We start from the raw sequence: 25,243 nt of genomic DNA on the forward strand, positions 1-25,243 counted from the left end.
CGGTCGCGTTTTGACCGCCAGTGTGAGTCAGCGGTCAATCGGACCGCGGCCGAGCGGTCAAAACGCGACGAATGAACGCAGGGACATGGTCACCTCAGGCCGAGCAGTCGGGCCGCGTTCTCCTTGTAGATCAGGGGTTTGGCGTCGTCCGTGACCGGCAGTTCGGCGAACGATTGGAGCCAGCGATCCGGCGTGATCACCGGGAAGTCCGATCCGAACATCACCTTGGTCCGCAGCAGGGTGCTGAGCTGCCGGACGAGCTGTGCCGGGAAGTACTTCGGCAACCAGCCGGACAGATCCATGTGCACGTTGGCCTTGTGTGTCGCGACGGAGATGGCGGCGTCCGCCCAGGGGACACCCGGGTGCGCCATCACGATCTTGAGGTCGGGGAAGTCGGCCGCCACGTCGTCCAGCAGCATCGGATCGGAGTACCGGAGCTTGATCCCGCGTCCGCCGGGCAGGCCGGCCCCGATCCCGGTCTGCCCGGTGTGGAAGAGCGCAACCACACCGAGATCGCTCAGCGTCTGGTAGAGCGGATAGAACCGCTCGTCGTTGGGCCGGAAGGCCTGCAGGCTGGGATGGAACTTCAGACCCAGTGCACCGCAGTCCTCGATCAGGTGTTGAGCCTTCTGGATCGCGGCCTCGCCGGCGCGCGGATCGACGGACCCGAACGGGATCAGGATGTCGTTGTGCCGGGCCGCACCTTCGATGATCTCCTCGCTCGACAGCGCCGGGTGTCCGGTCGCCGTCTCCGAGTCCACCGTGAAGACCACGGCGGCGATCCGCCGGGACCGATAGTGCTCCGCGATGTCGTCGATCGTCGGCGTCCGCGGCTGGCCGGCCTTGAAGTACGCCGCTGAGGCGTCCATCAGCTCCTGGTCGAGGGAGAAGTGACCGTGGGCATCGGCCTCCACGTGGGTGTGCATGTCGATGGCGTCGATCGCGTCGAGGTCGATCGCCGGCTCATAGCGGACCATTCGTGCGGACCTCCTTCTTTGCTGTCAGCAACTGAACGAGCAAGGAGTCCCGCTGCCGGATCAGGTCGTCCTGGTCGCAGTCCGCGAGCTCCTCGTTCACCCCACGAACGAGCAGTTCCGCAAGCTGTGGTGTCAGTTGCGGTGCGCCGAGGTCGTCCATCAGCACCTGGGTCGGCGGGCCGAGGTGCTCCAGTACGTGTGCCAGTCCGCCTTGCCCACCGGAGAGATGCTGGTTCACCAACGGACCCAGCAGCGCCCAGCGCAGGCCTGGTCCGTGGGCGATGGCGGTGTCGATGTCGGCGACGCTCGCGACTCCACGTTCGACCAATGAGTACGCCTCCCGCCAGAGCGCCGCCTGCAACCGGTTCGCAAGGTGACCGGGGAGCTCGGCCCGCAGCCGGACCGGCTTCTTGCCGACGCTGGCGTAGAACGACATGGCGTGATCGACGAGCCGCGGATCGGTACGGACGCCGCCGACCACCTCGACCAGCGGAATCAGGTGGACGGGGTTGAACGGATGACCTACCAGAACGCGCTCGGGATGCCGTTCACACATGTCGGCGAGAGTGCTGGGCTGCAGACTCGACGTACTGCTCGCGATCACGACGCCAGGGGGAGCCGCATCGTCCAACTCTTTCAACAGGGCGGCCTTTGACGGTGCCGATTCCGGCCCGTTCTCCTGGACGAAGTCCGCGCGATCGACGGCCTGTTGGACCGTGTCGGCCACGGTCAGGCGGCTCTCCCATCCAGTGAGGTCGCCGCCGAGTGCCGTGACGACTTCGGCCGCCGCTTCGACCTGCGCGCTGAGGCGTTCGCGGGCCGTCGGTGCTGGGTCGAACGCGGAGACGGTCAGCCCGCGGCTGAGGAATTGAACGACCCAGCCGGCGCCGATGACGCCAGCTCCCACAACCGCTACCTGCTTCACGTCCGGCCCCGGGCGAATTGCGCGAACGCGTCAAGCGAGTGTGGGTCGGCCAGCGAATCGATGGCGGCGACCTCGCTCGCCGGCCGTCCTTGCAGGATGCGCTTCACGGGCAGTTCCAGCTTCTTGCCGGTCCGATTCCGGGGGACGGCCGGAACAGCCACGACCAGGTCCGGCACGTGCCGGGGTGACAGCGCCTGCTTCAGCTCACCGGCCAGCCGCCGTTCGAGGTCCTCGTCCAGGCTGTTGCCCTGGGCAAGGACGACGAACAACACCAGCTCGCCGTTACCGCCCTGTGGGTCCTCGAGGTGAACGACGAGCGAGTCCTCCACCTCCGGCAGTTCCTCGAGTACCTGATAGAACTCGGCCGTCCCGAGTCGTACTCCGCCTCGGTTCAGCGTGGCGTCGGAGCGACCGGCGATCACGCAACTGCCCGACTCGGAGAACCGGATCCAGTCCCCGTGCCGCCAGACGCCAGGCCACCGGTCGAAGTACGTCGTGCGATACCGCTCGCCGGTCGAATCACCCCAGAAACCGATCGGCATCGAGGGGACCGGACGGGTGATCACCAGCTCGCCGAGTTCGCCGACGACGGGTCGGCCCTCGTCGTCCCAGGCCTGCGCGTCGAAGCCGAGACACGGTCCGGAGATCTCACCGGCGACGACCGGCTGGAGGGGGCTGCCCTGGACGATGCCGCTGCACACGTCGGTCCCGCCCGATCCCACGTTGAGCAGGACCTCGGGACCGAAGACCTCCCGCACCCAGTGGTATCCCTCGGCCGGCAGCGGACTCCCGGCGGCGCCGATCTGCCGGACCCGGGAGAGGTCGAACTCCTCGGCCGGTCGCAGCCCGCTCCGCCGCGTCGCCATCAGGAAGCCAGGACTGGCACCCATGAACGTTGCCCCTGTCTCCTCGGCGAGCCGCCACTGGAACTCGAGCCCCGGGTGCAGTGGGTTGCCGTCGATCATCACTATCGAGCTGTCCACCAGGAGCGCAGAGATCAGCGCGTTCCACATCATCCACGCCGTGGTGGTGAACCAGAGCAGTCGATCGCCCGGACCGAGGTCCCAGCTGAGCGCGTGATTCTTCAGGTGTTCGAGCAGTACGCCGCCATGACTGTGCACGATCGCCTTCGGCTGCCCCGTCGTCCCCGAGGAGAAGAGGACGAACAGCGGATGGTCGAACGGCAGACTGTCGAACTCGGGACCAGCGCCAGTCGACTCGGCCAGCAGGTCTCCCCAGGACACGGCGTCGGTCAGCCGGGCGGCGCCGTACTCGACCTCGATCACGCTCGTCAGCGAGGGCAGTCCGTCCCGGATCGCGGCGACCTCGGTACTGCGGTCGACGGGCTTCGTTCCATAGGTGTAGCCCGAGACCGCGAGCAGGACGGTGGGCTCGAGTTGCCGGAACCGGTCGAGCACGCTCCGGCTGCCGAACTCCGGCGCGCAGCTGGCCCAGACAGCACCCAGGCTTGCCGTCGCCAGGAATGCGATCAGCGTCTCGGGGATGTTCGGCAGATAGGCCACGACCCGGTCACCACGCCGCACACCCAACCGCTGAAGGGCTTCGCGGGCACGGCCGACCTGTTCGGTCAGCTCCGCGAACGTCAGCGACACCTGGTCGCGGGTCTGCGAGACGCCGATCACCGCGGTGTCGGCGGCCCCGACCTGACGGAAGTCGAGCAGGTGCCTGGCGAAGTTCAGTCGTGCACCCGGGAACCAGTTGGCACCCGGCATGTTGTCGTCGGCAAGGACCTTGTCGTATTCGCTGTCCACCCCGAAGTGGTCCCAGATCGATCCCCAGAACTCGTCGGGCGACGTGACCGACCACCGCCAGAGTTCGTCGTACGACGTGAAGGTGCGGCCGGTCCGCAATTCGGCGTACTGGACGAAGTGGCCGATGCGGGTGCTGGCGCGCCAGTCGGCGGGTGGTGTCCAGAGGGGTGCGCTCATGCGGGGTCGACCTTCGACGCCCGGCCTTCGAGGAAGGCGTTCATCCGGGCCTTCGCCTCGTCGCTGCCGGAGGCGACGGATGCCATCAGGGCTTCGAGCAGGTACCCCTGACTGGGGCTCGCGTCGGCGATCCGGGGGAGTGCCTGGAGTACGGCGAAGTTCGTCACCGCAGCGTTGCCGGCGATCTTCTCGGCGAGTTCGAGCGCCTTCGGCAGTCCGGCACCGGGTTCGACGAGGTAGTGCGAGAGGCCGAGTGCCTGCCCTTCGGCGGCGTCCAGCACGCGACCGGTGAGCATCATGTCGGCCATCCGGTGCACACCGATCAACCGCGGCACCCGGACAGAGGCGCCGCCGCCGGTGAACAGACCGCGTTGCCCTTCGGGTAGTGCGTAGAACGCGGTGGATTCGGCCACCCGGATGTGAGTGGCCGACGCCAACTCCAGGCCGCCACCGATCACCGCGCCGCGGAGTACGGCGACGACCGGGAGCCGGCCCTGTTCGATATGGGCGAAGGCGCGGTGCCACATCATCGAGTGTTCGAGGCCCTCGAAGGTGCTGCGCTCGGTGAGCTCGGACAGGTCCAGCCCGGCTGAGAAATGCGCTCCGGCAGCATCGAGGACGACGACGCGCGCCCATCTTGGCGGAGCTGAGAAGAAGCGCTCCAGGCCGAGCACGGTCGCGTCGTCGAGGGCGTTGCGTTTGGACTCGCGCGACAGCCGTACGACGGCAACCTGGTCGTGGCGCTCGACGACCAGGGAGTCGGGCAACTGGAAGTCGAGGTCGGTGTGGTCTAGGGCTGTCATTTGTTCTCTCGTGGGCTGTCGGAGGGGCGGAGGTTGTTGCGCAAGGCCGAGCGGAGCACCTTGCCGGTGGCGTTCCGGGGCAGTTCGCCGACGATCTCGATGTCTCGCGGCACCTTGAAACGCGCCAGGTGCGTCTCGAAGTGGCGACGGAGGGCCTGCTCGTCGATCCGGGCGCCGGCGAAGGGTTCGACGAACGCCACGCCGACCTCACCCCAGCGTTCGTCGGGAGTGCCGACCACGGCCGCGGACCGGACCCCTTCGAAGGTGACGGCGACGGCCTCGACCTCGGCTGGGTAGATGTTCTCGCCGCCCGAGATGATCACGTCCTTGACCCGATCGACGACGTACGACCAGCCGTCCGGATCGCTGCGGACGACGTCCCCGGTCCGGAACCACTGCTCGTCGACGAGGCTGTCGTTCGTCTCGTCAGGACGGTTCCAGTAGCCGGCGAAGACGTGCGGACCCCTGATCAGGAGTTCGCGCCCCGGTCCGCCGAGCTCGATCTCGGCGACCTTGCCGTCGTCGCTGCGGTGCGCGACATCCGTGAAGAAATGCGGCACCCCGATCGAGGTCGGGTGCTCGGTCGCGCCGTCGTGGACCGCCATGTAGACACCCGGACTGGCTTCGGTCATCCCGTACCCCTGGAGTACGGCGACGCCACGATCGAGCCACTCCAGCGCGACACTCGCCTTGATCGACGACCCGCCGTAGATCACGTGCTCCAGCGACGAGAGGTCGACATCGGGCCAGCTCGGGTGTTCCGCCATCAGCTGCAGCATCGTCGGGACGCAGGAGAAACTCGTGATCCGCAGCCGGTGGATCAGCTCCAGGATCGTGCCCGCGTCGAACTTCGTGACCACCTCGACCCGGCCGCCCTTGAGCAGCGTTGGCAGGGTGATCTGGCCCAGGCCGACGGCATGGAACAACGGCGCGATACAGAGCGCACGATCGGGCTCGTGCAGATCGAACTGAACGAGCTGGTTGACGGTGTTCCAGGTGAGATTGGCGTGCGTCAGTACGGCGCCCTTCGGCTTGCCCGTCGTACCGGAGGTGTAGAGGATCAGCGCCGGGTGGTCCAGGGCGACCTCCGGCTCGTCGACCAGCGGATCGGCTGCCTCGACGAGCTCTGCCATCCGCGAGAGCGAATAGCCTTCGAGTTGGTCCACACCGCCGCCGATCACCACGACCGTCGGTTCGCAGTCCTCGAGCAGGTAACGCAGTTCGACAGGTGCCAGCCGCGTGTTGAGCGGTACGAAGACGGCCCCCAGCAGAGTGGTGGCGAAGAAGGCCTCGAACGTGGCGATGTCGTTGGCGCCGAGCCACGCCACCCGGTCACCGCGTCGTACGCCGAGCCGGGTCAGCGCACTGGCCCAGCGGTCGACCCGATCGGCCAGCTCGGCGTAGGTCAGCTCGCGAGCCCCCTGGGACAAGGCCACGGCGCCGGGGGAGAGGCGGGCCCGACGCCGCGGCCAGCTCCCCAGCCCCTGGTTGCCGCCCTGGTTGCCAATCATCAGAATCTCAACACCGGCTTGATCGTCTTCCCGGCGGTGACGTCTTCGACCGCCTGCTGGATGTCGGCGAACGGGTACTCGGTGATGAGCCGGTCCACCGGCAGCCGGCCCTGTTTGACGAGCTCGACCAGGGCCGGGATCAGGCGTTGGGTCTCGCTGTCGCCCAGGGTCAGCCCGACGACTTGCTTGCCGCCGAGCATGCCGTTCACGTCCAGGGCGACTTCGGTACCGAACGGCGGCGCGCCCACGATCACCGCCGTACCGCGAGCCGCGAGGGCATCTACACCGGCACGGAGGACGTTCACGTTGCCGGTCGTCTCGACCAGGCCCGACGCGCCGCCTCCGGTGGCCTCCACCAGTTGTGCGGTGAGATCGCCGCTGCCGGCTTCGATGACGTGAGTCGCTCCCAGGTCGCGGGCCAGGTCGAGGCGGTTCGCGACCTTGTCCACCGCGACGATCGTGGTGGCCGGCGAGAGGGTCGCCGCCATCACAGCCGAGAGGCCGACCGCGCCTGCGCCGAGGACCACGACCGAGTCGCCGGGCCGAGGCTTCAGGACGTTCCATACCGCTCCGACCCCGGTCTGTACGCCGCAGCCGAGCGGGGCGAGTTTCTCCAGCGGCGCGTCCGCGGGGAGCTTGACCAGGCTGCGTTCGTCGACCAGGGCGAACTCGGCGAACGAGGACTGTCCGAAGAAGTGACCGCCGAGCGGGTCGCCGTCGCGGGTGATTGTGGGACTGCCGTCCGGCCGGGCCCCGCCGAGGAGGTTCAAGGGGAGCCAGGTCGCGCAGTACGCCGGATGTCCGTCCCGGCAGTTCGCGCAGCTGCCGCAGGACGTGAACGACAGCAGCACCTGGTCGCCGGGCGACACCCTGGTCGCGCTGTTGCCGACGGCAAGTACTTCGCCGGCGCCCTCGTGGCCCAGAACGCCAGGCAGCGGGAACGGCAGCCCGCCGCTCGCCACCCCCAGGTCCGTGTGGCACAGACCCGCGGCGGTCATCTTGACCAGTACTTCGTCCGCGCGGGGTTCGTCGAGCTCGATCACGCTGAGGGTGAAGGGGCTGCCGCCGGACTCGACGACCGCTGCCTTCGCGGTGGTGGTGTTCATGGTCACCTTCTCGGAATTGGCCGCTCAGTCGAGCGAGATGATCACGGACTTGGTGCGGGTGTAGGCGTCCAGGGCCTCGGGGCCGTACTCACGGCCGAAGCCGGACGCCTTGACGCCGCCGAACGGGACGGCCGGGTCGAGCATCGCCCAGTCGTTGACGAAGACGATGCCCGCCTCCAACCGGGCCGCGACCCGATGGGCCCGGGCCAGGTTGGTCGTCTGAATGCCGGCCGCCAGCCCGTACGCCGTACTGTTGGCCAGCGCGATCGCCTCGTCCTCGTCGTCGAACGGCTGAACGGTCAGGACCGGACCGAAGATCTCCTCCTGGATCACCCTGGAGTCGTTGGGCAGGTCGGCGATTACCGTCGGCTGGTAGTAGAAGCCACCGTCCAGGTCGAGTCGTTCCCCACCACAGACCACGCGGCCACCATCCGCGCGGGCAGCGGCGACGAAGTCCTCGACCTTCTTGACGTGCCGGTCCGACGTCATCGGCCCGATCACCGTCTGCGGATCCCTCGGGTCACCGATCGGGACCGTGGGAACCGCACCGGCCAGGATCTGTACGAACGTGTCGTACAGGGGACGCGCCACCAGCAGCCGTGGACCGGCCATGCAGAACTGGCCGGTGTTGAAGATGAAGCCCTTGATCGCGGCGCCGACCGCCTTGTCGACATCGGCGTCCTCGAACACGAGGTTGGCGGCGTTTCCGCCGAGCTCCATGGTGACGGGTACGAGGGATTCACCGGCCACGCTCGCCGCACGCCGGCCGATCGCGGTCGAACCGGTGAAGGCGATCTTGTCGACCCCCGGATGGCGGAGCAGGGCGTCGCCGGCGATAGCGCCACTGCCCGTGACGACGTTAACGACTCCGTCCGGAACGCCTGCCTCGGTGAGCAGTTCGGCGATACGGAGTGCCGTCAGCGGGGTGTCGTCGGCCGGCTTGTGGACGATGGTGTTCCCGGCGGCCAGCGCGGGTGCGAGCTTTGAGTTGGACAGAATCAGGGGGAAGTTGAACGGGGTGATCGCCCCGACGACTCCGAGCGGCTCGCGGCGGGTGTAGGCAAAGGTGTTGAGCGGGGTTTCGCGGGTCGAGCCGTCCAGCGTCTGCGCGAGCGCAGCGTAGTACTCGTATTGCTCGACGGTGGTCATCACGTCGACCGGCAGGCACAGGCCGATCGGCTTGCCGACGTCGAGGCTCTCCAGCTCGGCCAGCTCCTGCGCGTTCTCCCGGAGCAGCACCGCGACCCGGTTCAGGATCCGCGCCCGCTCACGTCCGCTGAGCCGCGGCCAGGGTCCCTCGTCGAACGCCTTCCGGGCGGCGGCGACCGCGCGGTCGATGTCGCCGGCGTCGCCTTCGGCCACACTCCCGACCACGGTGCCCGTGGCAGGATCCACCACGTCGAACCGCGCACCGGACCCGGCCGGCACCCACTCACCCGCGATGTAAAGCTCGCGCTCGATCTTCTCGGTGGTCATGTGTCTCCTGCGTATTCATCAGGTTTCCTGTTGATTGCTATCCTGGGGATCAACAGGTTTCCTGTCAACGGTTGGAGCCCGGTGCAGATGCGAGAAGTGGATTCGAGAGCCGGCACCCAGCCGTCGTTGCTGTACGCCGTCAAGCAGGTCGAGCTCGCCGTGCGCGCACATCTGGACGACATCTTGAAGGAATCCGGTGTGACCGCGGTTCAGTTCACCGCGTTGACCGTACTGCGCCGGCGCGACGGGCTGACCTCGGCGCAGCTGGCGCGCAACTCGTTCGTCAAGACGCAGTCGATGGCCGACATCGTGACGGCGCTGGAGAACGGCGGGCTGATCAGCCGGCGACGGGACCCGTCGGACAACCGGCGGATCCTGATCAGCCTCACCGAGAAGGGCCGGCTCCTGCTCCGGCGCTACGACCAGCCGGTGCGCGAACTGGAGGACCGGATGGTCGCCGACCTGACCGCCAAGCAGGTCCGCGACCTACGCGACGCCCTCAACCACTGCCGCGCAGCCCTGGCCGACCACCCGCCCCACTGACCGCGCCGCCGGGAGGTATGGCGACCAGTGGTCCGGTCGGGGGGTAGCGAGCGTCGATCGGTCGAGCAGCCGGCGGTGAACGGGTCATGGGGGCCGAGTCGGGGCTCCGGTGGGGACCTCGGTCAAGAAGTGGGGGGCTTGAACATCACATAGCCAGTTCACGGTCCCGGGTTGTTGTTCAAGGTCCCGGGTTGTTGGACCGCTATCGGGTTGTGGCTCCGCTGGCCTGTTGCAACCCGCCAGTGGTGCAATGACCTGCCAGTGGCGAAAACAACCCGCCAGCGGGGGCCGCGCCTCGGGCGCTGACGGGTAAGCGACCGATAGGTTACGGCCGCACATCAAGCCTGTCCAAAGCCTTCGCCGAATGCCTCGGAGCCGGGCCGCCCGCCGACTAGGGTGGGCGCCGGCTGATTCGAGGAGGACCACAAAGTGACGGGAACACGCCCGGCCGCAATGATCGGGGCGCTGGTCGTACTGGCCGCGCTGCTGATCCCCGCGTCGGCGGTCGCAGCCGGGAGCGGCGACATCACGCTCGATGTCCTGGCGAATCGGAACATCACCTTGACCGGTGACGCCGTGGTGAACGTGCCCGAGGGGACCACGACGTACGACGGGGTGATCACTGGCGAAGGAACGCTGCGGATTGCCGGCAGCGGCACCCTGATCCTGACCAGGGACAGCGACTTCTCGTTGCCCAAGGCAAGACAACGGCAGGCGGTCCGCATCCTCGGCGGCAACCACCCGTACGTCGTGGTCACGCGCCCCGATCCACCGGCGATCATCGTCGACCAGGGCGCGACCCTGCAGTACGGCAACGGCGGCGGCACCGGGCTGATCGGCAGATTCCCCTACAACACGCCCGGCTACCAGCTCAACCAGGACAACATCGAGGTCAACGGCACCCTGCGGCTGTCGCTCACCCGGTCCTTCAACCTCGGCACGATCAGCGGCTCCGGGCTGATCAGCCAGCCGCGGTTCCTCTGGGGCACCCTCGATCTGGCCGGCACCAATCCGTTCTCGGGAGTGATCGACAACGGCACCGGGGCGGCCGCCGGGAAACCGGAGACCACGGTCGCGCTGCCGAATGCCCGGGCCATCCTCAACCAGGGCACCTGGACGATCGACACTCCGTTGCACCAGACCGTCACGATCCGGCAGAACTTCTACCAGCGCGAGTACGGCAGCGACATCAACGTCCAGTCCCGCCCCGGCGGCAAGGTGATCCTCACCGGCCAGTACAGCTACTCGGATCGCGGCGGCAACACCGACCCGTCGCTCAGCGACCCGGCGATCAACTGGCGGAAGATCCCGCACGACCTGAACAAGCGCGGCACCAACATCAAGGGCGCCGACGTCCAGTGGGGCGACGGCAGCACCAACAAGATCTTCATGCCGGGCACCGCGGACACCGTCTACATCAACCTGCTGGCCGCGCGGTTCCGCTCCAAACTCACCTTCGCCTACAACGGCCCGGTGACGCTCGGCGCCCCGATCGGTGGCGGTGTGTTCCACGACACCCTGAAATCGCCGGGTGCCGGGGACGTCGTGATCAAGTCCGTCCGCGGCAACGACGTGACGTTCGCCGCCGACCAGTACTACGACGGCTCGACCACGATCGAGAAGGGCGCGATCCTGCGCCTCGGAAGTGGACGGCCCGGCGGCGACGGCAGCCTGTTGAGTAAGGCCGCGTTGTTCCAGATCGTCAACGACGGCGCGCTGGTGGTCAGCAATACCGACAAGGCGATCACGCTGTCGAAGATCAGCGGCACCGGTTCGCTGACCCAGGCCGGTGCGGCGACCACTCGCCTCGCCGGGGCGCAGACCTACACGGGCAAGACGGTGATCACGCGCGGAGTCCTGGCGCTCACCGGCGGCACCCTGAAGTCCAGCAGCGCCGTGATGCTCACCAAATCCGGCGCGAAGCTGGACCTGACCAAGACCGGCAACCAGACTCTCCGCAACCTCAGCCAGGCCTCCGGCACCACAGTCCTGTACGGCGACCGCGCCACGCTCACCTTGAGCCGCCAGGCCAAACTGTCCGGCACCTTCCAGGGCGGCCGACTCGTCAACATCGGCACCGCCGGTGGCACGTTCACCGTCAAGGGCGATTTCGAGCAGACCGCCGAGGGTCGACTGTCCACCCGCGCGACCGGTACGCCGATCCGCGTGACCGGCAAGGTATCGCTGGCCGGGAACCTCGAGCTCACCCCACCGGCCAAGCTCACCAAGGAAGTCCCGCTCATCACCAACGACGGCACCGACCCGATCGCCGGCGCCTTCACCAACCTCCCCGAAGGCGCCCGGGTCGCGGCGTACCAGCTCACCTACAAGGGCGGCGACGGCAACGACGTCACGCTGAAGCCAGCCGCGGCAAAGGTAGTCCCCAAGCAGCCGGCCGAGGACAACACGCCCTCGGCAACCACCACGACCGCTGCCGACAACTCCCTCTGGCTCCCGGCAACCCTCGCCGCCGCGGCCATCCTGCTCCTCGCCCTCGTCCTGATCATGGTCCACCGCCGCCGTACCTGATCCGGACAGTCCTGTCCTCTGGTGCCCTGCAGTCGGGGTGCCTAGAGTCAGGAATTGCCAGAGGTCAGGGGGCAGTTATGAAGAGGAACAGGTCAGTTCGAGTCGTTGCGGTCGCCGTCATGGTGCTTGCTGGTACGGCGGCGCCGAGTCAGGCGCGGGTGCCGGCCAACGAGTGGTCGGATGGATGCGATCAGTTACACAGCAGCGCTTTGGGGCGGGGTGGGGAACACCGCGAGCCGGTGCTCGGCCAGGTGCACGAGGATCTGCCGGCCTCGGCGAAGGGGAAGGCGAAGAGTGGCGCCACGGTGACCGTCCCGGTCTACTTCCACGTGGTCACCGACGGTTCGATCGGAGCGGTCACAGCGAACCAGATCCGGGCCCAGATCACCGTACTGAACAACACGTTCGCCGGTGGTGAGGGCGGCGCGGACACCGGATTCGAGTTCGAGCTCGCCGGTGTGACCCGGACGGACAACGCCGCGTGGTTCTACGCCAACCCCGGCGGCACGAACGAACACAGCATGAAGCGGGCCCTGCACACCGGTGGACCGGGCGACCTGAACTATTACTCGACGACAGCGGGCGACTTCCTCGGCTGGGCCTACCTGCCGGACATCGTGACGAAGCCCGGGCAGGCCTACCTCGATGGCGTGGTCGTCGACTGGGAGTCGATGCTGGGCACCTCGACGACGTACGCCGGGCGCTTCGACCAGGGCGAGACGGGCACGCACGAGGTCGGGCACTGGCTGAACCTCGAGCACACCTTCTTCGGCGGTTGCAGCGCGAAGGGCGATTTCGTCGACGACACACCGGCGCAGAAGGTCCCGACCAGCGGCTGCCCCGAAGGCAAGGACACCTGCAAGGCACCCGGGCTCGACCCGATCCACAACTACATGGACTACTCGTTCGACTCCTGCTACACCGAGTTCACCCCCGGCCAGGCCCAGCGAATGGCCGACGCCTGGCAGTTCTACCGCTCCTGACGTTCCAGCCGTGACGTCCCCGTTGACCAGGAGGGTTCGGGGGAGTACCGCTGGGAGTAGAGGGTTTCCGAGTGGGAAGGTGAGGGCGATGGGCGCCAGCCGGGAGTGGAGCGTCGATATCTTCATCGACGAGCACGAAGAGGATCGGGTCACCCGGGCGGAGGCCCGGTTGCACAAGGACAGCGAGTCCGAGCTGGTCGGTCAGGGGACCGCGCACCGGCACCCGGACGACGTGGAGGTCGCCGAGATCGGTGACGAGCTGGCGGTGGCCCGGGCGCTGGCGAATCTGTCGCACGAGCTGATCCACGCCGCGGCGACCGACATCGAGCAGATCACCAAGCGGCGGGTGCATCTGCGCAGCTGAACCCCGGAGGTCGTGATGAACTCCAGATCCATCATCGCAGTAGGTGTCGACAGCTCGTGGGCCCTGGCGGGCGCTGTCGACTGGGCTCTGCAGGAATCCCGGTTCAGTTCGCAACCGATCAGGGCGATCCACGTCGTCGACACGAAACCGTCGTCCGGACCGCACTTCGCGACGGTCGACGTCGATCAGGCCGCTCAGCGGCTGGTGGCCGAGGTCGACGACTACCTCGGCGCGCATGGAGGGCAACTCCGGCACACGGCGCACGTCGCGGCCGGTCCGCCGGCGCAGACACTGGCCCGGGCCGCGGACGGCCTCCGGATGCTCGTGGTCGGCCGGCACGGACACGGCCATCGGCACCAACACGGGCTGCTCGGCAGGCTGCTGATCGGTTCCACCGCCGAAGCGGTCGCGCACGAGGCCAAGGCTCCGGTGGTGGTCGTGCCCACGCCGTGGACGCCCGGCACGACGGACGCTCCGATCGCGATCGGCGTGGACGAGTCCGAGCAGTGCGAGGCGGCCATCGAGTTCGGGATCGGTCTCGCTGTCGAGCGGTGGGTGCCGGTCCGGCTCGTGCACGTCTGGGACGTCGGCGGCATCTACTCGTGGGACGTCGGGCCGTCCGCCGGGACCGTCACCGAGTGGCAGGAGCACCACGCGGCACAGCTCGAGCACACCGCGCAGTTGTGGCGGGAGAAGTACCCCGACACGACCATCCAGACCGAGACCCGGCGCGGCCATCCCGTGTACGCGCTGGCCGACGCGGTGACGGATTCGGCTGCGCAGTTGCTCGTCCTGGGCGGTCGCAACCACAGTCGCCTGGTGTCGATCCTGCTCGGCTCGACGGCTCGCGGCGTACTGCACCACGCCACCTGCCCGATCGCCATCGTCCACGAACCCCGCTGAGGAGGCCCGGATAGGGTGCGGGGGTGACTGACGTGAGGACGTCCCACATCGTGTGGGACTGGAACGGGACCCTGCTGGACGACAACGACGTGGTGCTTGCCGCGGTCAACGAAGTGTGCGTGGGATTCGGGCGCACGGCGTTGACCTGGGACGAGTGGCGCGAGCTGTACGCGCGACCGTTGCGGCGGACGTACGAGCACTTGCTCGACCGGGTGCTGACCGACGAGGACTGGGCGCTGATCGACCGCCTGTACCACGAGCGGTACGACCTGCAGCTGCACACCTGCGGATTGGCCAAGGGCGTCCCGGATCAGTTGCACGCGTGGAGTGCGAGCGGCCGCACCCAGTCGCTGTTGTCGATGTGGTTCCACGCGCAGCTGGTCCCGACGGTCGAGCGGTTCGGGCTGACCGAGTTGTTCCGCCGGGTGGACGGGCTGACCACCGAGGTCGGTGGCGATTCGAAGGCCGAGCACCTGGTGAACCACCTGCGGGCACAGGACCTCGACCCCACCGAGGTGCTGGTGATCGGCGACGTCGTGGATGACGCGCTGGCCGCCGAGGCCGCCGGAGCGCGCTCCATCCTGGTCGCCACGGGCGCGATGAGTCGCGCGGCGCTCGAACGGACCGGTGTCCCGGTGGCCGACTCGATAACCGAGGCCCTCCAACTGCTCGAGCGCTAGCGCGGGGCGGCTACGACCCCTCGTGTCGTCCCGGTACCACGTGACAGTCGGGACCGGGGAAGAACAGGGTCTCGGTGTCCGTATCGGTCCAGTGCACCAGGTACGGCGGCGCGCCGGCCGGGTCGTCCACCTTCACCACGACGCCTTCTCGCCGATGGGCCATCAGATGGCTGGCTTCCACGACTACCTGGTCACCTGCTGTGGCCTTCATGGGCACCTCCTTCTGCTGCCTGTTTGTGCTATCTCCAGCACAACACTCGGGCGGTCACTTCGGGAAGGGTCTGAGAAGGTCGGGGTATGGATGAGATGGCTGTCTGGGCGGTGGAACGGCCCGGTCCGATCGACGAAGGCCCACTGCGCCGGATCACCCGGGCTGTGCCGGAGCCCGCACCCGGTGAGGTCCTGGTCCGGGTGCTGGCCTGCGGGATCTGCCGGACCGACCTGCATCTGAGCGAGGGTGACCTCGAACCACGCCGGCCGGGTGTCGTCCCCGGCCACCAGGTGGTCGGCGAGGTGGTCGCGCGTGGATCCGGGGCCGGCCGGTTCGAGCTCGGCGCCCGGATCGGGATCGCCTGGTTGCGAAGCACCTGCGGGTACTGCGAATTCTGCCGCGCCGGGTCGGAGAACCTGTGCCCACGATCGGCGTACACGGGCTGGGACGCCGACGGCGGGTTCGCCGAGTACGCGGCCGTGCCGCAGGACTACGCGTATGTGCTGCCGGCGGATCGTCCGGTCGAGGAGCTCGCCCCGCTCCTGTGTGCCGGGATCATCGGCTATCGGTCCCTGCTGCGGTCGAACCTGCCGCCGGGCGGACGACTCGGGATCTATGGGTTCGGGTCGTCCGCGCACCTGACCGCGCAGCTCGCGCTTGCTCAGGGTGCGGAGTTGTTCGTGCTGACCCGGGGCGAGCGGAATCAGGCTCTCGCGCGGGACTTGGGCGCGTCGTTCGTGGGGGACGCCCGGGACGTTCCACCGGTCGGGCTGGACTCGGCGATCCTGTTCGCGCCGGCGGGCGAGCTCGTTCCGATCGCGATGGAGGCGCTCAAGCCCGGTGGGACTCTGGCCGTCGCGGGGATCCACCTGTCCGACGTACCGGTGCTCAACTACCAGCGGCACCTCTTCCACGAGCGGGATCTGCGCAGTGTCACGTCGAACACCCGGCGGGACGGGGAGGAGCTGTTCCGGCTGGCGTCGCGGCTGCGGATCGCCGCGCACACGACCGTCGTACCGTTCGGCCAGCTCGACCGCGCCCTGGCGGACGTCGCCCACAGCCGGGTCAGCGGGTCGACGGTCGCCGTTCTCTAGCGAGACGTCGTTTCCCCGCGCGGTGTCGTTTCCTGGTGGAGGCGCCGTTCCTTGGCGAGGCGGCGTTGATACTTGATGAAGCGGCGTTCGCGTGGCGGGCGGCGAGCAGCCAGGAGGGTCCCGATCAGCAGCGCGAGGGTGCCGCCGCCGAGGAGGCCGTACGCCGCATCGTCGAGCCACGGGACGCTCACGGAGACAGCGAGATCGGCCTCTACTCCGCGGCTGCCGTCGGCGTTCATCACGACGACAGACCAGTCGCCCACGCGCGGCCGCCAGTGAACTGCCTGTAGTCCTGGACCGCTGGCCTGAGCGGCCCAGATCCACTGCGGACCCGGCCGCTCCGCAGGTGCCCGACCGGCGCGTTCGTCCGACACGGGTTCGGGGGAGTTCTGGTCCAGCCGGGGGATGACGGTGTGCTCGACCGGCGCGAGGTAGTTCGCGGCGTTCTGGCTGGTCGCGATCCCGATGAACAGCGGCGCCGTGGTCCCGCTGACTCCGGTGACCCGGATCTCGCCCAGCAGTTGGTTCGTCACCCCGGCCGGCCCGTCGAGCCGCAACGCACCCGGCTCGGTGACGATCGCGTGCCCGGTGCTGCTGAAGCGTTTGAGATCGGTCCCGATGAAACCGCTGGAATCACGCCCGGTCAGGTCCAGCCACAGTCCGACCGCGCCGACGGGCAAAGCACCCAACCCGACCACGATCAACAGCGTCCCGACGAACACCCTCAGAACGCGCCGCGGCGTCACCCGACGAGGCCCGTACTGCGGGGCGCGGGCCGGTCGCCGCCGGAACAGTCTGGCGAAGAACTCGACGACTGTGAGCACCACCAACGCGAGCTTCAGGAACACCAGCTCGATCGCACGCCACGGGGCAAGCAGCACGTTCATACGCGCCCCCTTCCCGTCCCTTCCACGGTGCGCTCGCGTCGATGCGGTCGGCAAGAACAGCAGCCGCGGTTGTTACCACATCTCAACCCCAGAAGGCGATTGCGGGCCCGCTCCCCTGGCCCCTCTGCTGAGGGACGGGCCCGCAATCGGTCGGTGGGTGCCGTCAGGCCACGCGGTCCCGGAGCAGGCGGCGTCGGCGTATTTGCCGCAAAAGGGTCTGTTTGCGCCGGACAAGGGTTGTCAGTGCCTCAAAGTCCGCGGTACGGCGGGCGTCGCGCAGCTCGTCCTCGACGGCGTGCAGGGCAGCGATCAGCCGGCGGACGGTGCTGATGTCTGAATCGCTCATGGCAGCCTCGACAGGTCGGATTAAGGATCCGGTGCCCAAGCTGTCCGAGGCTCAATCACTATGACCGCTGGGCGCGGCCTAATCAAGACCTAGCGCCGCGGGTCGCGCGGGTGGTACCAAGGGATGTTGGGACAGGCCTGGTGACCGATCAGCGCAAGTTGCGGAGCGTGGGGCCGGAGTCGCAGCCTATCGAGGCCGGACCGGACCAGCTTGCGCACGACCTGAGCGAGCTCGCCCGTGACCTGCACCATGCCGACGATCCGGACGACGTACTGCGGGAGGTCGTGCAGGCCGCGATCGACTTGGTGCCGGGGACCCAGGACGGTTCCGTCACGGAACTCGTCGGCCGGCGACGGTTCGAGCACAAGGCCGCGTCGGGTTCACTGCCGGCTCGCGTCGACACGGTGATGTCGGAGCTGCAGGAGGGCCCATGTCTCGACGCAGTGCTTCAACGCCGGATCATCCGGGTCGACGACATGCGTTCCGACGAGCGCTGGCCGCGGTTCGCTCCGCGCGCGGCCGAGCTCGGAGCCCTGAGCATGCTGGCGTTTCCGATGGTCGTGAAGGACGACAGCCTCTGCGCCCTCAACCTGTACGCCGAGACCGCCGACGCGTTCACCGACGAGTCCGAGCATGTCGGCCGGCTGCTGGCCGCGCATGCCGCGGTGGCCTATTCGGGCGCGCAGCGGGAGGAGAACCTGTTGGCCGCGATCGAGACCCGCGATCTGATCGGCCAGGCCGTCGGCCTGCTGATGGAGCGTTACTCGATCACCTCCGACCGGTCCTTCACCACGCTCGTCCGGTTCAGCCGCCAATCCAACCGCAAGCTCCGCGACGTGGCGGCCGAGCTCATCCGTGATGCCGAGGCCGGCTGTAGCAAGTAACCGGCCGGGCCAGTTCGGCGAGTTGGGCGAGACGGTGGGCGCGGGCGGACTCGGCCGGGGTGAAGGGTTCGCCGGGGCGGGTGAAGGCGAACAGACCGGACCAAGGGGACGGGATCTTCAGCACCGTGCCGTCGCTCGGCAACCTGCTGCCGGTGATCGCAGCCTGGTCGGTGATCAACCGGGCGCCCAGCAACTCGGCGACCGCTTGCGGCAGTTCGGCCGGATCGGCGACGACCCGGGCGGACAGGTTCAGCGCCTTGGTCTGGCCGTCGACGAGGGCGAGTGCCGAGGTCGACTGGACGTGTGGGTTCTGTCCGCCCGCGATCGCGGCCGCCTCGAGCAGATCGTCCGGGCCGACGCCGTCCGGCGTACTGACGACGAGTTCGTCGCGGACGCCTTCCTCAACCGGGTGGACGTGCAGGCCGAGGATGTTCACGTCCAATCGGGTCAGCTCGTGCGTCAGGCGCTCCAGCTGGCCGGCGCGGTCGTCGAGCGTGACGCGCAACTGCCAGAGCGCGGACGCCTGCTCGACCCGCGCCCGGGCGCGCCGGCCGGGGGCGTGCAGCCAGGAGGCCAGCAACCGCATGGTCGACGGCTCCACCACCCAGATCACCAGCGCGGTCGTGGTGACGACAAGCAGCGAGACGGCGACCAGCAACGGCGGGTGGAGGGCGAGGACGGCGGCGTGCAGGGCCAGCTCGACCGGGAAGATCGCAAGCAACTTGGCCACTGTCAGCCGCAGTCTTGGTGGATGCGGCCACTGCCCGCACTCGCCGCACGCCGTACCGCCGGTGACCGCCGCACGTAGCTGATCCATGCCATCAGGGTGAGGTCCGGCTGTTGCCCGGCTGTTGCACCGACATGAAGTTCTCTCTTGCGCCGGCCGGGTCGAGGGGTTTACGGTCCCGGTTAACGTTTAAGTGCTCTTTAGTGAGCAGTTCATGCCAATAAAGATCAACAACAGTCACTATGTGACGAGGAGGACGCGATGTCGGGGTTCACGGAGAGCAGGGTCGGCAGGCGGCGATTCCTCGGGCTGACCGGGGCCGTGGCGGGCGCGGCCGCGTTCGGACCGATGCTGACGTCCTGCGGCGACGGGGGCGCGCAGGGCGGCGGCGCGAAGGCGTCCGGCGAGCTCAAGCTGCCAACGTACCGGCCGTTCGAAGGCTTCCAGCCGGACCTGCCGGGTGCGGAGTCCGGGCTCGAGCCCGGTTTCCTTCGGTTCCCCGAGAACGCGATCGCCAGCGTTCAGGCGGCACCGCTGAAGAACTCGGTCAGCGCGCTGACCGAGACGTTCGCGACCCCACCGCCGCCGATGGGCAGCAACCCGATGTGGCAGGCGCTGAACGCGGCGCTCGGCGCGGAACTGCGGCTCACCATCGGCACCGACCCGGGGTACCCGGAGAAGTTCGCCACCCTGCTGGCGAGCGACTCGCTGCCGGACCTGATGTGGCTGCCGCCGAACCAGGGCATCCCGAACATCGGCCCGATGCTGGAGGCGAAGTTCCAGGACCTGACCACGTACCTGTCCGGTGACGCGGTGCTGGAGTACCCGAACCTGGCCGCGCTCAAGCCGGCCTCCTGGCGGACCGCGGTCGTCAACGGCAAGATCTGGGGCGCGCCGATCCCGTCCACGCCGTTCGGCCAGGTGATGATGGGCAACCCGAAGACCTGGGCGAAGGTCGGCGGCCTGCAGTGCGAGACCGCCGACGAGTTCTTCGCCAAGTGCAAGGAACTCAGCCAGGGCACGAACTACGCGCTCGAGCCCGCGATCATCAACATGCTGCACATGTTCGGCGAGTGGTTCGGCGCCCCGACCGGCTGGCGGGTGAACCAGGACCGCTCGCTCACCCACCTGTACGAGACCGACAACTACAAGGCCGCGGTCGAGTACGCCGCCAAACTGTGGGCCGCGAAGGTCTTCTACCCCGACCTCAACCTGGCCGACGCGACCCCGAAGACGGTGAACGGCCAGATCGCCGCGCAGGTCGTGGTCGGGCCGCGGGCGACGGCCGACTTCCGGGCGCTCGACCCGACCCTGTTCGTGGACACGCTGATCCCGTTCGGCCACGACGGCAAGGCCAAGCCGATCTACGACATGGGCTACGGCACGGTCGGGTTCACCCCGTTCAAGAAGACCGACGAGGGCCGGATCCGCGAACTGCTGGCGCTGATGAACTACCTGTCCGCGCCGTTCGGGACGAAGGAGTTCCTGCAGAAGAACTTCGGCACCGAGGGCGCGCAGTACAAGCTGGACGGGCAGAAGAACCCGGTGTTCACCCCGGCCGGTACTCAGCAGGGTCCGGGGCTGGTCAGCGCGCTGCAGATCATGACGGCGCCGGAGAGCGTGATCTTCAACCCGGCGTTCCCCGACGACACCAAGAAGATCCACGCGACCGAGCAGGAACTGCTGAAGATTGCGATGCGCAACCCGACCGCCGGCACGTACTCCGACACCAGCAGCAAGGTCGGCCCGAAGCTGACCGCGGCGTTCCGGGACACGATCGTCGACATCGTCACCGGCCGGCAGAAGATCGACGCCTACGACGAGGCACTGCGGCGCTGGAAGAGCGGCGGCGGTGACAAGATGCGCGGCGAGTTCGAGGCCGTGCTGCCGGCGAGCGTTCCGGTCACCGGGTCCTGATCGATGCTGAACAGACTCCTTCCCCACCCCACCGCCCCGGTCGAGAAAGCTTCGTCCGTACGGGAACGGCAGGTGGCGAGGAACCTGCCGTTCCGGGTCCGGTGGCGGCGCGACTGGCAGATGGTCGTGCTGATGATCCCCGGTGTGGTCTTCCTGCTGCTGTTCTTCTACGTGCCGATCCTCGGCAACCTGGTCGCGTTCCAGGACTTCCAGCCGTACCTGGGCATCATGCACAGCGAGTGGAACGGCGTACAGAACTTCGTCAACCTGTACGCGAACCCGGACTTCTGGGACGCGTTGCGCAACACCCTGATCCTCGCGCTCGCCCAGTTGGTGCTGTTCTTCCCGGTCCCGCTGGCGCTCGCGCTGATCGTGGACTCGCTGGTGAGCAACCGGATCCGGCGTGCCTTCCAGACCATCGCCTATCTGCCGCACTTCCTGTCCTGGGTGCTCGTCATCGCGCTCTTCCAGCAGTCGCTCGGCGGCGCCGGGTTCGTCAACAACCTGCTCCGGCAGGCCGGGTTCGACCCGATCCCGTTCATGACGAACCCGGACACGTTCCCGTTGCTGGTGGTCGGGCAACTGGTCTGGAAGGACGCCGGCTGGGCGATGATCATCTTCCTGGCCGCGCTGTCGAGTGTGGACGTGGCGCTGTACGAAGCGGCCGCGGCCGACGGGGCGGGCCGGTGGCGCCGGCTCTGGCACATCACGCTGCCGTCGATGCGAACGGTCATCGTGCTGCTGCTCATCCTGCGGATCGGTGACGTGCTCAGCGTCGGCTTCGAGCAGTTCATCCTGCAGCGCGACTCGGTCGGCCCGGGCGCCGCGGAAGTGCTCGACACGTTCACGTACTACGCGGGCGTGGTCGGTGGTGACTGGAGCAGTGGAGCCGCGGCCGGTCTGGCCAAAGGCGTGATCAGCGCGCTGTTGCTGTGGGGCGCGAACTCGATCGCCCACCGGCTCGGCGAACCGGGGATCTTCCAGAAGAGAGGCCAGTCATGAGCCGCCGCCCGATCTGGAAAGAGCCGGCGGCGCCGGGGTACCAGACTGTGAAGGCGGTGGTGCTCGGCGGGTTCGCGCTGGCGATCATCGTCCCGATCATGGTGGTGGTCTCCACCTCGCTGGCCAGCGACCAGGACATCATCGAGGCCGGTGGCTACGTGCTCTGGCCGAAACACCCGACGCTGAAGGCGTACGACACGTTGTTCAGCGGTGGGCTGATGGGCCGGGCGATCATGGTCAGCGTCTTCGTCACCGTGGTCGGTACCGCGATCGCGCTCGCCACCACGATCGCGTTGGCGTATGCGACCTCGCGGCCGGTGCTGTTCGGGCGGCCGGTGCTGCTGATGGTGTTGTTCACGTTGCTGTTCGCGCCCGGGATCATCCCGATGTTCCTGATGGTCAAGCAACTCGGCCTGATCGACAGCCTGTGGTCGCTGATCCTGCCGGGGGCGCTCGGGGCGTTCAACTTCGTGGTGATGCGGACGTTCTTCATGAACGTGCCGGCCGAACTGCTGGAGAGTGCCCGGATCGACGGCGCGAGCGACTTCACCATCCTGCGCCGGATCATCATCCCGCTGTCGAAGGCGGTGATCGCGGTGGTCGGGCTGTTCTACGCGGTCGGGTTCTGGAACGCCTTCTTCAACGCGCTGCTCTACATCAACGACACCGCGAAGTGGCCGGTCCAGGTGATCCTGCGGACCTACGTGCTGCAGGGCAAGTCGTTGTCGGCCGATCAGCTCGGGGTCGAACCGCTGCCGCAGCCGCAGTCGTTGCAGATGGCCGTCGTGGTGGTCGCGCTGGTTCCGATCGCGATGGTCTACCCGTTCCTGCAGCGCCACTTCAACAAGGGCGTCATCACCGGTGCGATCAAGGGGTAGTGCAAGGATTACCCACATGTCAGCGGGGATGTCCGAGCGCCCGACCTTGCGGACGATCGCGGCCGAGGCCGGAGTATCGATCGCCACGGTGTCGTACGTGCTGTCCGGGCACGCGCGCGGCCAGACCATTTCGGACGCCACCGCCGAGCGGGTGCGCGGGGTCGCCACCCGGCTCGGTTACCGGCGCAACGACGCGGCCCGGGCGATCCGGACCGGCAAGTCCGACCTGGTGTTGCTGTCTCTCAACGTGCTCGCGGATCCGTGGTCGCAGGCCGTCGCCGCGACCGTCAGCGCCCGGGTGACGCCGCTCGGCAAGACCGCGCTGATCGTCGCGGACGGCGACTGGCGGACCGTGCTGTCGAACCGTACGCCGGACGTGATCTTCATCGACCACGTCGGCCCGGAACTGGTCGTGATCGCCGAGCTGGAGGCGTTCGCGGCGCAGGGCGTGCAGATCGTGGTGTTCAGCGAGGTGCTCGAACCCCGTGGCTTCGACGTGGTCCGCTCCGGCGCCGAACCACGGTGCCACCTCGCCGTGGAACACCTGCTCGAGAAGCACACCCGGATCGGAGCACTCACGTCGGAAAACCATCGCCCGACCCGGTTCGCGGCGTACCAACGCTCGATGGCGGCGGCCGGACTGGAGGTTCGCGACGACGACGTGGCCGTGTTCGAACGGCACCCCGAGGACGCGTACCGCGCGGCGATGTCGCTGCTGACCAAGGCGGATCGGCCGACGGCGCTCTACTGCACGACCGACTTCGCCGCGATCGCCGCTGTCCGGGCCGCCCACCGGCTGCGTCTCGACGTACCGGGTGATGTGGCCGTGATCGGGGTCGGCAACACGCCCGACGGCGAACATCTCGATCCGCCGCTGTCCACGGTCGGTCCGGTCGGGTTCAACGAGACGCTGGCGGGCATCATCGCCAGCCGGTTGACCGATCGGGAGGGTGCGCCGGGCAAGGTGTTCGACTTCCCCTGGCAGCTCATCGTTCGCGAGTCCACCGGAGGCGGCCGATGACCCGGCGCAACGTGATCCTGATCTGCGTCGACGAGTGGCGGGGCGACGCGTTGTCGTGCGCGGGCCACCCGTACGTCGAGACGCCGCATCTGGACGAGCTCGCGCGCAACGGGGTCCGGTTCTCTCATGCTTACTCCGCGACGCCCACCTGCGTTCCGGCGCGGGTCGCGTTGTTCACCGGGCAGTCGCAGGAGGCACACGGCCGGGTCGGATACGAGGACGGTGTGCCGTTCGAGGTCGCGCACCCGATCACCGTCCAGGGCGAGTTCAAGCGGGCCGGGTACCACACGCAGGCGATCGGCAAGATGCACGTCTGGCCGGAGCGGGCGCGGCTCGGGTTCGACGACGTGATCCTGCACGACGGATTCCTGCACCACTCGCGGAAGTCGTACCGTCAGCAGTTCGCCTTCTTCGACGACTACGTGCCCTGGTTGCGCCGCCAGCCCGGCGTCGGCCCGGACGCGGAGTACTACGACCACGGGGTGAACTGCAACTCGGTCGTCGCCCGGCCGTGGGACAAACCCGAGCACCTGCACCCGACCCACTGGCTCGGCACCCAGACAGTCGACTGGCTGTACCGCCGGGATCCGACGAAGCCGTTCTTCCTCTACTTGTCGTTCCACCGGCCGCATCCGCCGTACGACCCGCCGCAGTGGGCGTTCGACCAGTACGCCGACCTCCCGGCGTACCAGCAGGTCCTCGGGAACTGGGAGGACGACTGGGACGAGTTCCGCCGCGACGGCGACTACCAGGCGGCGATCGGCGATCTCCCGAATCGCGTCGTCCATCGGGCCCGCGCCGGGTACTACGGGCTGATGGCGCAGCTCGACCTGCAGGTCAACCGGATCCGCGAGGCGCTGGTCGACTTCGGCGTGTACGACGACACGGTGATCGCGTTCACCTCCGATCACGGCGAGATGATGGGCGATCACCGGATGTTCCGCAAGGCCGTGCCGTACGAGGGGTCGGCCCGGGTGCCGTTCATCGTCGCCGGTGCGGCCGCAGACCAGACTGTGGCTCGGGGACGGGTGGTCGACCAGGTCGTGGAACTGCGCGATCTGATGCCGACGTTGCTCGATCTCGCCGGGCTGCCGATTCCGTCGTCGGTGGACGGGAAGTCGTTGGCGGCGTACGTGCGAGGCGAGGAACCGGCCGAGCCCGTGCGGGAGTGGTTGCACGGCGAACACGTGTACTGGGGTCAGTCGTTGCAGTGGGTGACCGACGGGCTGATCAAATACGTCTGGGGGTCGGCCAAGGGGGTGGAACAGTTCTTCGATCTGGAGGCCGACCCGGGGGAGTTGCACAACCTGGCCGGTGATCCGGAGGCTGCGGCGCTGCTGAGGCTGTGGCGCGGGCGCCTGATCCAGTCCCTGACCGGGCGCGAGGAAGGCTTCGTCGTCGACGGCGAACTGGTCACCGGCCGCCCGGTGACGACGATCCTCGCCCACACCCGGGAGCGGATCGCGGCCGGTCCTGCTGACTGAGCTGGACAACCTGGGTAACCTGGCGGGCGCCAGCTGCCCGGCG

General features: G+C 68.2%; 24 protein-coding genes. 13 read left to right on the top strand and 11 right to left on the bottom strand.

Annotated features, from left to right (window positions below; all coding sequences use genetic code 11):
- Positions 1 to 89 precede the first annotated feature (89 nt).
- From EV643_RS15965 to EV643_RS15995, 7 genes are read right to left on the bottom strand one after another with little or no spacing between them, the layout of a single operon-like run.
- A complete protein-coding gene (locus tag EV643_RS15965; protein ID WP_133800864.1) occupies positions 90 to 977 on the bottom strand; it encodes an amidohydrolase family protein in 888 nt (295 codons plus the stop codon).
- A complete protein-coding gene (locus EV643_RS15970) occupies positions 964 to 1,884 on the bottom strand; it encodes a 3-hydroxyacyl-CoA dehydrogenase NAD-binding domain-containing protein (RefSeq protein WP_202869574.1) in 921 nt (306 codons plus the stop codon). The genes EV643_RS15965 and EV643_RS15970 overlap by 14 nt, the downstream gene beginning before the upstream one ends.
- Before the next feature lie 14 nt (positions 1,885 to 1,898).
- Complete coding sequence (locus EV643_RS15975) at positions 1,899 to 3,851, bottom strand: acetoacetate--CoA ligase (RefSeq protein WP_133800866.1); 1,953 nt, start codon at positions 3,849 to 3,851, stop codon at positions 1,899 to 1,901.
- Entirely contained in the window at positions 3,848 to 4,654 is an 807-nt protein-coding gene (locus EV643_RS15980) for a crotonase/enoyl-CoA hydratase family protein (protein WP_133800867.1), read from the bottom strand. Before EV643_RS15980 ends, EV643_RS15975 begins: the two co-directional genes overlap by 4 nt.
- Entirely contained in the window at positions 4,651 to 6,165 is a 1,515-nt protein-coding gene (locus tag EV643_RS15985) for an acyl-CoA synthetase (RefSeq protein ID WP_133800868.1), read from the bottom strand. The genes EV643_RS15980 and EV643_RS15985 overlap by 4 nt, the downstream gene beginning before the upstream one ends.
- Positions 6,165 to 7,271, bottom strand: a complete 1,107-nt coding sequence (locus EV643_RS15990; protein WP_133800869.1) for an NAD(P)-dependent alcohol dehydrogenase — start codon at positions 7,269 to 7,271, stop codon at positions 6,165 to 6,167. Before EV643_RS15990 ends, EV643_RS15985 begins: the two co-directional genes overlap by 1 nt.
- A 24-nt stretch (positions 7,272 to 7,295) precedes the next feature.
- The gene (locus EV643_RS15995) at positions 7,296 to 8,747 is read right to left on the bottom strand and encodes an aldehyde dehydrogenase family protein (RefSeq protein WP_133800870.1); all 1,452 of its coding nucleotides are present in this window, start codon (positions 8,745 to 8,747) and stop codon (positions 7,296 to 7,298) included.
- Positions 8,748 to 8,834: 87 nt separating this feature from the next.
- Between EV643_RS15995 and EV643_RS16000 the strand changes: the two genes are divergently transcribed.
- The 6 genes from EV643_RS16000 (at position 8,835) to EV643_RS16025 (ending at position 14,749) form a co-directional block, all read left to right on the top strand.
- Complete coding sequence (locus tag EV643_RS16000) at positions 8,835 to 9,290, top strand: MarR family winged helix-turn-helix transcriptional regulator (protein ID WP_133800871.1); 456 nt, start codon at positions 8,835 to 8,837, stop codon at positions 9,288 to 9,290.
- A 429-nt stretch (positions 9,291 to 9,719) separates the two neighbouring features.
- Positions 9,720 to 11,819 (top strand): hypothetical protein, encoded by a 2,100-nt coding sequence (locus tag EV643_RS16005; protein WP_202869575.1) that lies wholly within the window; start codon positions 9,720 to 9,722, stop codon positions 11,817 to 11,819.
- A gap of 77 nt (positions 11,820 to 11,896) precedes the next feature.
- Positions 11,897 to 12,802 carry a zinc metalloprotease gene (locus tag EV643_RS16010; RefSeq protein WP_133800872.1) on the top strand — a complete coding sequence of 302 codons (906 nt, stop codon included), beginning with the start codon at positions 11,897 to 11,899 and terminating at the stop codon, positions 12,800 to 12,802.
- 88 nt (positions 12,803 to 12,890) lie between these two features.
- The gene (locus EV643_RS16015) at positions 12,891 to 13,166 is read left to right on the top strand and encodes a DUF1876 domain-containing protein (RefSeq protein ID WP_133800873.1); all 276 of its coding nucleotides are present in this window, start codon (positions 12,891 to 12,893) and stop codon (positions 13,164 to 13,166) included.
- A gap of 15 nt (positions 13,167 to 13,181) precedes the next feature.
- Complete coding sequence (locus EV643_RS16020; protein WP_133800874.1) at positions 13,182 to 14,069, top strand: universal stress protein; 888 nt, start codon at positions 13,182 to 13,184, stop codon at positions 14,067 to 14,069.
- 23 nt (positions 14,070 to 14,092) lie between these two features.
- Positions 14,093 to 14,749: an HAD family hydrolase gene (locus EV643_RS16025; RefSeq protein WP_133800875.1), complete on the top strand. Its 657-nt coding sequence runs from the start codon at positions 14,093 to 14,095 to the stop codon at positions 14,747 to 14,749.
- A gap of 10 nt (positions 14,750 to 14,759) precedes the next feature.
- Here the strand turns inward: EV643_RS16025 and EV643_RS16030 are convergent, their stop codons facing one another.
- Positions 14,760 to 14,960: a DUF1918 domain-containing protein gene (locus EV643_RS16030; protein WP_133800876.1), complete on the bottom strand. Its 201-nt coding sequence runs from the start codon at positions 14,958 to 14,960 to the stop codon at positions 14,760 to 14,762.
- A gap of 86 nt (positions 14,961 to 15,046) precedes the next feature.
- On the opposite strand from EV643_RS16030, the gene EV643_RS16035 reads away from it, so the two are divergent.
- Positions 15,047 to 16,054 (top strand): zinc-binding alcohol dehydrogenase family protein, encoded by a 1,008-nt coding sequence (locus EV643_RS16035; RefSeq protein ID WP_238165612.1) that lies wholly within the window; start codon positions 15,047 to 15,049, stop codon positions 16,052 to 16,054.
- On the opposite strand, the gene EV643_RS16040 is transcribed toward EV643_RS16035, so the two are convergent.
- Complete coding sequence (locus EV643_RS16040; RefSeq protein WP_133800877.1) at positions 16,051 to 16,941, bottom strand: hypothetical protein; 891 nt, start codon at positions 16,939 to 16,941, stop codon at positions 16,051 to 16,053. The genes EV643_RS16035 and EV643_RS16040 overlap by 4 nt on opposite strands.
- A 163-nt stretch (positions 16,942 to 17,104) precedes the next feature.
- Positions 17,105 to 17,287: a hypothetical protein gene (locus EV643_RS16045; RefSeq protein WP_133800878.1), complete on the bottom strand. Its 183-nt coding sequence runs from the start codon at positions 17,285 to 17,287 to the stop codon at positions 17,105 to 17,107.
- 140 nt (positions 17,288 to 17,427) lie between these two features.
- Here EV643_RS16045 and EV643_RS16050 point away from each other — a divergent pair, with 140 nt between their 5' ends.
- Positions 17,428 to 18,171: a GAF and ANTAR domain-containing protein gene (locus EV643_RS16050; RefSeq protein WP_133800879.1), complete on the top strand. Its 744-nt coding sequence runs from the start codon at positions 17,428 to 17,430 to the stop codon at positions 18,169 to 18,171.
- On the opposite strand, the gene EV643_RS16055 is transcribed toward EV643_RS16050, so the two are convergent.
- Positions 18,137 to 18,988: an ACT domain-containing protein gene (locus tag EV643_RS16055; protein ID WP_133800880.1), complete on the bottom strand. Its 852-nt coding sequence runs from the start codon at positions 18,986 to 18,988 to the stop codon at positions 18,137 to 18,139. The genes EV643_RS16050 and EV643_RS16055 overlap by 35 nt on opposite strands.
- A gap of 171 nt (positions 18,989 to 19,159) precedes the next feature.
- Between EV643_RS16055 and EV643_RS16060 the strand changes: the two genes are divergently transcribed.
- The 5 genes from EV643_RS16060 (at position 19,160) to EV643_RS16080 (ending at position 25,200) form a co-directional block, all read left to right on the top strand.
- On the top strand, positions 19,160 to 20,815 hold the full coding sequence (locus tag EV643_RS16060) for a type 2 periplasmic-binding domain-containing protein (protein WP_133800881.1): 1,656 nt from the start codon (positions 19,160 to 19,162) through the stop codon (positions 20,813 to 20,815).
- 72 nt (positions 20,816 to 20,887) lie between these two features.
- The gene (locus tag EV643_RS16065; RefSeq protein ID WP_133800882.1) at positions 20,888 to 21,817 is read left to right on the top strand and encodes an ABC transporter permease; all 930 of its coding nucleotides are present in this window, start codon (positions 20,888 to 20,890) and stop codon (positions 21,815 to 21,817) included.
- Entirely contained in the window at positions 21,814 to 22,695 is an 882-nt protein-coding gene (locus EV643_RS16070; RefSeq protein ID WP_133800883.1) for a carbohydrate ABC transporter permease, read from the top strand. Before EV643_RS16065 ends, EV643_RS16070 begins: the two co-directional genes overlap by 4 nt.
- A gap of 16 nt (positions 22,696 to 22,711) precedes the next feature.
- Positions 22,712 to 23,716: a LacI family DNA-binding transcriptional regulator gene (locus EV643_RS16075; RefSeq protein ID WP_133800884.1), complete on the top strand. Its 1,005-nt coding sequence runs from the start codon at positions 22,712 to 22,714 to the stop codon at positions 23,714 to 23,716.
- Complete coding sequence (locus EV643_RS16080) at positions 23,713 to 25,200, top strand: arylsulfatase (protein WP_133800885.1); 1,488 nt, start codon at positions 23,713 to 23,715, stop codon at positions 25,198 to 25,200. Before EV643_RS16075 ends, EV643_RS16080 begins: the two co-directional genes overlap by 4 nt.
- Positions 25,201 to 25,243: the final 43 nt, after the last annotated feature.

Origin of the sequence: Kribbella caucasensis (assembly GCF_004361855.1) — a bacterium.
In the GTDB taxonomy this organism is placed as follows: Bacteria; Actinomycetota; Actinomycetes; order Propionibacteriales; family Kribbellaceae; genus Kribbella; species Kribbella caucasensis.

Bases quoted from the DNA above. Each gene is read 5' to 3' on its own strand.
- EV643_RS15965 (WP_133800864.1), bottom strand. From the start codon at position 977: ATGGTCCGCTATGAGCCGGCGATCGACCTCGACGCGATCGACGCCATC.
- EV643_RS15975 (WP_133800866.1), bottom strand. From the start codon at position 3,851: ATGAGCGCACCCCTCTGGACACCACCCGCCGACTGGCGCGCCAGCACC.
- EV643_RS15980 (WP_133800867.1), bottom strand. From the start codon at position 4,654: ATGACAGCCCTAGACCACACCGACCTCGACTTCCAGTTGCCCGACTCC.
- EV643_RS15985 (WP_133800868.1), bottom strand. From the start codon at position 6,165: ATGATTGGCAACCAGGGCGGCAACCAGGGGCTGGGGAGCTGGCCGCGG.
- EV643_RS15990 (WP_133800869.1), bottom strand. From the start codon at position 7,271: ATGAACACCACCACCGCGAAGGCAGCGGTCGTCGAGTCCGGCGGCAGC.
- EV643_RS15995 (WP_133800870.1), bottom strand. From the start codon at position 8,747: ATGACCACCGAGAAGATCGAGCGCGAGCTTTACATCGCGGGTGAGTGG.
- EV643_RS16000 (WP_133800871.1), top strand. From the start codon at position 8,835: ATGCGAGAAGTGGATTCGAGAGCCGGCACCCAGCCGTCGTTGCTGTAC.
- EV643_RS16010 (WP_133800872.1), top strand. From the start codon at position 11,897: ATGAAGAGGAACAGGTCAGTTCGAGTCGTTGCGGTCGCCGTCATGGTG.
- EV643_RS16015 (WP_133800873.1), top strand. From the start codon at position 12,891: ATGGGCGCCAGCCGGGAGTGGAGCGTCGATATCTTCATCGACGAGCAC.
- EV643_RS16020 (WP_133800874.1), top strand. From the start codon at position 13,182: ATGAACTCCAGATCCATCATCGCAGTAGGTGTCGACAGCTCGTGGGCC.
- EV643_RS16030 (WP_133800876.1), bottom strand. From the start codon at position 14,960: ATGAAGGCCACAGCAGGTGACCAGGTAGTCGTGGAAGCCAGCCATCTG.
- EV643_RS16035 (WP_238165612.1), top strand. From the start codon at position 15,047: ATGGATGAGATGGCTGTCTGGGCGGTGGAACGGCCCGGTCCGATCGAC.
- EV643_RS16040 (WP_133800877.1), bottom strand. From the start codon at position 16,941: ATGAACGTGCTGCTTGCCCCGTGGCGTGCGATCGAGCTGGTGTTCCTG.
- EV643_RS16045 (WP_133800878.1), bottom strand. From the start codon at position 17,287: ATGAGCGATTCAGACATCAGCACCGTCCGCCGGCTGATCGCTGCCCTG.
- EV643_RS16055 (WP_133800880.1), bottom strand. From the start codon at position 18,988: ATGGATCAGCTACGTGCGGCGGTCACCGGCGGTACGGCGTGCGGCGAG.
- EV643_RS16060 (WP_133800881.1), top strand. From the start codon at position 19,160: ATGTCGGGGTTCACGGAGAGCAGGGTCGGCAGGCGGCGATTCCTCGGG.
- EV643_RS16070 (WP_133800883.1), top strand. From the start codon at position 21,814: ATGAGCCGCCGCCCGATCTGGAAAGAGCCGGCGGCGCCGGGGTACCAG.
- EV643_RS16075 (WP_133800884.1), top strand. From the start codon at position 22,712: ATGTCAGCGGGGATGTCCGAGCGCCCGACCTTGCGGACGATCGCGGCC.
- EV643_RS16080 (WP_133800885.1), top strand. From the start codon at position 23,713: ATGACCCGGCGCAACGTGATCCTGATCTGCGTCGACGAGTGGCGGGGC.